The 4,225-nt window shown below is 52.6% G+C and carries 6 protein-coding genes; 2 read left to right on the forward strand and 4 right to left on the reverse strand.

Going from position 1 to position 4,225, the window contains the following annotated elements:
- Positions 1-264: 264 nt before the first annotated feature.
- Both QCH34_RS07740 and QCH34_RS07745 read right to left on the reverse strand, forming a co-directional pair.
- The gene (locus tag QCH34_RS07740; RefSeq protein WP_300332500.1) at positions 265-948 is read right to left on the reverse strand and encodes a LytS/YhcK type 5TM receptor domain-containing protein; all 684 of its coding nucleotides are present in this window, start codon (positions 946-948) and stop codon (positions 265-267) included.
- A gap of 135 nt (positions 949-1,083) precedes the next feature.
- Positions 1,084-1,518, reverse strand: a complete 435-nt coding sequence (locus QCH34_RS07745) for a C-GCAxxG-C-C family protein (protein ID WP_300332502.1) — start codon at positions 1,516-1,518, stop codon at positions 1,084-1,086.
- A gap of 178 nt (positions 1,519-1,696) precedes the next feature.
- Here QCH34_RS07745 and QCH34_RS07750 point away from each other — a divergent pair, with 178 nt between their 5' ends.
- The gene (locus QCH34_RS07750; protein WP_300332504.1) at positions 1,697-2,518 is read left to right on the forward strand and encodes an EFR1 family ferrodoxin; all 822 of its coding nucleotides are present in this window, start codon (positions 1,697-1,699) and stop codon (positions 2,516-2,518) included.
- A 50-nt stretch (positions 2,519-2,568) separates the two neighbouring features.
- Here QCH34_RS07750 and QCH34_RS07755 read toward each other — a convergent pair whose 3' ends face one another.
- Positions 2,569-3,021, reverse strand: coding sequence for a DUF5814 domain-containing protein (locus tag QCH34_RS07755; protein WP_300332506.1), 453 nt, complete (start codon positions 3,019-3,021; stop codon positions 2,569-2,571).
- Positions 3,022-3,654: a DUF2150 family protein gene (locus QCH34_RS07760; protein WP_300332508.1), complete on the reverse strand. Its 633-nt coding sequence runs from the start codon at positions 3,652-3,654 to the stop codon at positions 3,022-3,024.
- Positions 3,655-3,717: 63 nt separating this feature from the next.
- Here QCH34_RS07760 and QCH34_RS07765 point away from each other — a divergent pair.
- A partial coding sequence (locus QCH34_RS07765) for a THUMP domain-containing protein (protein WP_300332510.1) occupies positions 3,718-4,225 on the forward strand: 508 nt, incomplete at its 3' end.

Below are 4,225 nucleotides of genomic sequence, written 5' to 3' on the forward strand. Positions count from 1 at the left end.
CTCCCCAAACGTTCGAGTTTATTTCTTCTACAACACGTGGACATGGTCCATTTTCTCGCTCAGAAAAATACATATGAGGCATAAAGATAATCTTTTCATTATTTTTATAAACTTATCCTATTGTATTTAGAATACTAGAGCCCATTAAAACAACACCTCTTCTGATTTGCTAGGCTCTGGGAGTTCCGGACCGATTGTGATCAGGTCAATCTGCATCCAGACACAATTCCTTTTTCAAATCAATCTTTTTAAGAAAAGAGTGGGTTATCTCTTTCTGGTATCATCAGTACAGGGCATTCCATTCACTTTCAGCTTCAGCTCGCCCTGGAGTGCATCACGTTCTGCCTGTATCTTCCGTTCTTTCTGGATATTTTTCACCATCATGGCAAAGACGAACATTCCGGCTGCATTGGCAAGGACCATCGGCAGATACACTCTGCTGACAATGGCAACCGCCTCATCAAAGGGCTTCACCATCATGAGCGTGAGTGCCATGTGGAAGACCTCCATCAGAACCGCAAATGCAACAGCTACGGTTGTTCCGGGAAATCTCTTCTTATAATAGATCCATATGAGTCCACCAAAGAGTCCGGCGAAGATGGCGGTAATTGAACAGGAGTACATGGTGATACCGCCCATACTCAGGCGGTAGGCAGCCCCGATCAGCCCTGCCCCAATGCCAACCCAGGGCCCGGCAAGCAGCCCGGCAACCATTGGCCCGAGATCCCGGACATTCACAATAGATCCGAGGAAATCGATGCCGGAGATCGATCCATAGACTGAGAGCCCGCCGAAGAAGAGGATGAGGATGATACGGGTTTTTAAGGTCGGGTTGCCATCGAGGATCTCAGGGAATATCCGGCTCTGTGTCAGGAGATATGCAGCAACAATGATGACGCATATGAGTTGCAAAAGAACATTGAACTGTGGTAAGAACGATCCATCCATGGTGACAATCCAGAACAGGTTGCTGTTCTTTCACAATAAATTATATGGATCTGCGTTCGTCCGGTGGTATTGCCTATATATCCTGAATTGGCTTTAATGGCGATTAAAAGGAATAAAATGAATATGAAGTTTTATTTATAAAAGTCTTTCAAGGATCGCCGCAGCATCCTTCACGTACTCAGGACATTTCGTCGCAAAGAGGTTCTCTGCCCGTGCCTTATCGTATTCATTCTGCTCGCTCAGATCATATCCGAGGAGCCCTGTGCAGTTGATTGATCCGTTCTTTTCTATGAACTCATCGATGAACTGCCGCACAAGTGCCCGCGTCTTCTCGTTTGCGGCGGAATCGCCTGCTTCGGCTTTCCCGTATTTCAGGCCGATTGCAAGGATGGCACCCGAGACGGCGCCGCAGATATTGCCTGTCCGTGAGACTCCGGCGCCAAACCCGCAACTGATCTTCTTTGCCAGATCCCCGGTGAGCCCGAGATCGTCTGCAAATGCCGAGAAGACTGCGGAAGAGCAGGTGAAGCCATTATTAAATGCCGTGAGTGCGTCGTCTGGTTTTGCCATTTTTATATTCCTCCGGATATCGTTTGAATTCCTGTGTGGATATCTTTATCCCGAATTGTTATGAAAAGGAGAGTAAATGCATGCGAATAAATACAGGCGAATTAATCCCTGCATTTAGAATACCTCTGAGAGAATACTTCTGACAGAATACCCCTGACCGAAACCCCCCGCTGATACCATGATAACTATTATCTATTCCTTCACCGGCACCGGCAACACCCTCGCTGTTGCCCGCCAGCTTGCCGACGCTCTTGGCGATACGACCATCATCCCGATCACACGGGCGATGAAAGACGGCCCCCTCCCGCCGGAGGCAGAGACGGCAGATGCAATCGGGTTCGCATTCCCGATTTATTATGTTGATATGCCCGCTATTGTGCAGGAGTTTGTACATGGGCTTCAGATAAGCGGCAACCCCTATCTCTTTGGGGTCGCCACCTGCGGAGGGAGCCCCGGCGGCGCTCTCTTTAACCTCGATGCTCTCCTCAAAACAAAAGGCGCCCATCTCTCCCTTGGCGCAGCCATTACGATGCCCGAGAACTTCATCGGACCAATGAACCTGATGGAGCCGGTGGAGAAGGTTGAAGGAATACTGGCAACTGCACGGGAGCGGATACCTGAGATTGCAGACGCAATCCGCGATAAAAGGGAGTGCCCACTCGAAGGATCCGACTCAACATCCTACCGGGTTGTGGCATCCTTCTTCAGATATCTTATCACATCCGTCTACGGCACTACCCGGCGTCTCCATGCAACCGATCGCTGCAACCGATGCGGGATCTGCGCCCGGATCTGCCCGACAGAGAATATCACCGTCACCGACAATGCTGTTGCCTGGGGCAGCGCCTGCACCTGGTGCTATGCCTGCATCCACTGGTGCCCCCAGGAGGCAGTCGAGATAGGAGGACGGACAAAAGGAAGGCGGCGATACCATCACCCGGATGTGACAGTGAAAGATATGGTGGAGCAGAAGGGGGATAGTAACCCCTCACTACAATAGTTATTTCAAAAAAACGGGAGCTTAATCACCGGGATATTAAGTATCTGAGATTACTGCTCTATCCCCTTAATCGCGTCTTCCGTCTTCTTCGCGAGCTCATGCTGCCCCTCGAGCTCTGCAACCCTCCGGATCGCCTCGAGCCGGTGGACGGCGTCTTCGAGGAATGAGAGGATATCGGCGGGGAAGAGGTCGATCCCATATTCATCGAGGAGATGGGCATGGATCTCGCGGTGGTCGAGCCCCAGCGTCCTAAGCTCGATAATCATGAGGACGAACTTCTGCTCCGGGCATCCGCAGAGCGGCCTTCCTTTGCACTTGCAGTCAAGGAAGTCCTTCTGGAACCGGAGGAGCTGTTCCCTGAGGGTGGAATCGAGCTGTTCGTAGTTGATCCCGCCATCAATCATCTCCAGGTTCGCACCATGAAAGGCGAAATCAGGCAGGCGGTACCCGGCGATCCGCTGGATCTTGCGGACCGCACGGAGCCTTGCTTTGCTTGCGATCACTCAGGTTTCTCCGACTTCCTCATCGAATTTCTTTAAGGACTTCATAGCCTCGCCCATCTTCTCGACAGCCGCAAGCCACTCGTCAAAGATCGTCGGGTCATCCGTATCCTTCACGTACCGTGCACAGCAGGCAGCACCGCCGATGACGGCAGATCCAATCTCGGCTGCAATCCTGAGCGTTTCTTCGGGATCCTTGTCTGCTGCCTTCTTCCCTTCCTTCACGAGCGCCTTGATATCGGCTTCAGTTGCGCCAGCAAGGAAGTTCCGGCATGAGGCGAAGACGACCATCATCGCGATCTGGACCGATCCGACGATCTCGCCAAGCTCATCCTCAGGAACCGGCCCCATTACAATCGCTTCTACTTCAGCGAGCTTCTGTTCCGCATCCTCAAGGGTGATCCTCTCGTTCTGCCAGAGCTTGATGATCTTCAGGACAGCGAGCGTGATATCCTCGCTGAAGTTCTCGAGCATCCGGAAGCCTTCAGGCATCTCCTCGCCATCGCCCTCGAAGTCTGCGTCAGCAAGCGATACAAGCCAGTTATCCCACCGTTCCTGATTATAGAAGATATAGAAGAGCTTCATCGGCTCTTCTTTCTTTGCTTCACTCTTCTTCCGCGCCATTTCATGTACCATCTCACCTGAATCTTAAAGAGGTTACCGCTCCCCTCATCTGCTATTGAGTCCAATGAGGTACCTATGCAGCAGCAGGTGATGGTGCGGTACGGGGAGCTCTTTTTGAAGAGCGAATCGGTCATGCACCACTATATCAGGATACTCACCCGCAACATCGGACGTGCGCTTGAAGCGGCGGGGCTTTCCCATACGATGGAGGAGCACCGGGGGCGGCTCTATATCAACTGCGATGATCCGGTTCGCGCAGCAGAAGCCGCCCGTGTCTTTGGTGTCGTGGATACATCTGTCGTCACCCGGACAGAACCGACGATGGAGGCGATTGCAGCTGCCGCTGTGGAGCTGGTGACCAGATCTGGCAGGACAAAGGGCTCATTTGCGGTCCGGGCACGGAGGGAGGCGGTCAAGGGCTTCACCAGCCAGGAGCTCGGGGCATTCGTCGGATCAGAGATCCTTGATCTTTACCCGGAGTTTACCGTCGATCTCACGAACCCGGAGTACGAGGTCTTTGTCGAAGCCCGCCATTATGGGGGATTTGTCACCGACTCCTTCTCTCCCGGCCCCGGCGGCCTCC

This window comes from Methanocalculus sp. (assembly GCF_029762515.1).
In the GTDB taxonomy this organism is placed as follows: Archaea; Halobacteriota; Methanomicrobia; order Methanomicrobiales; family Methanocorpusculaceae; genus Methanocalculus.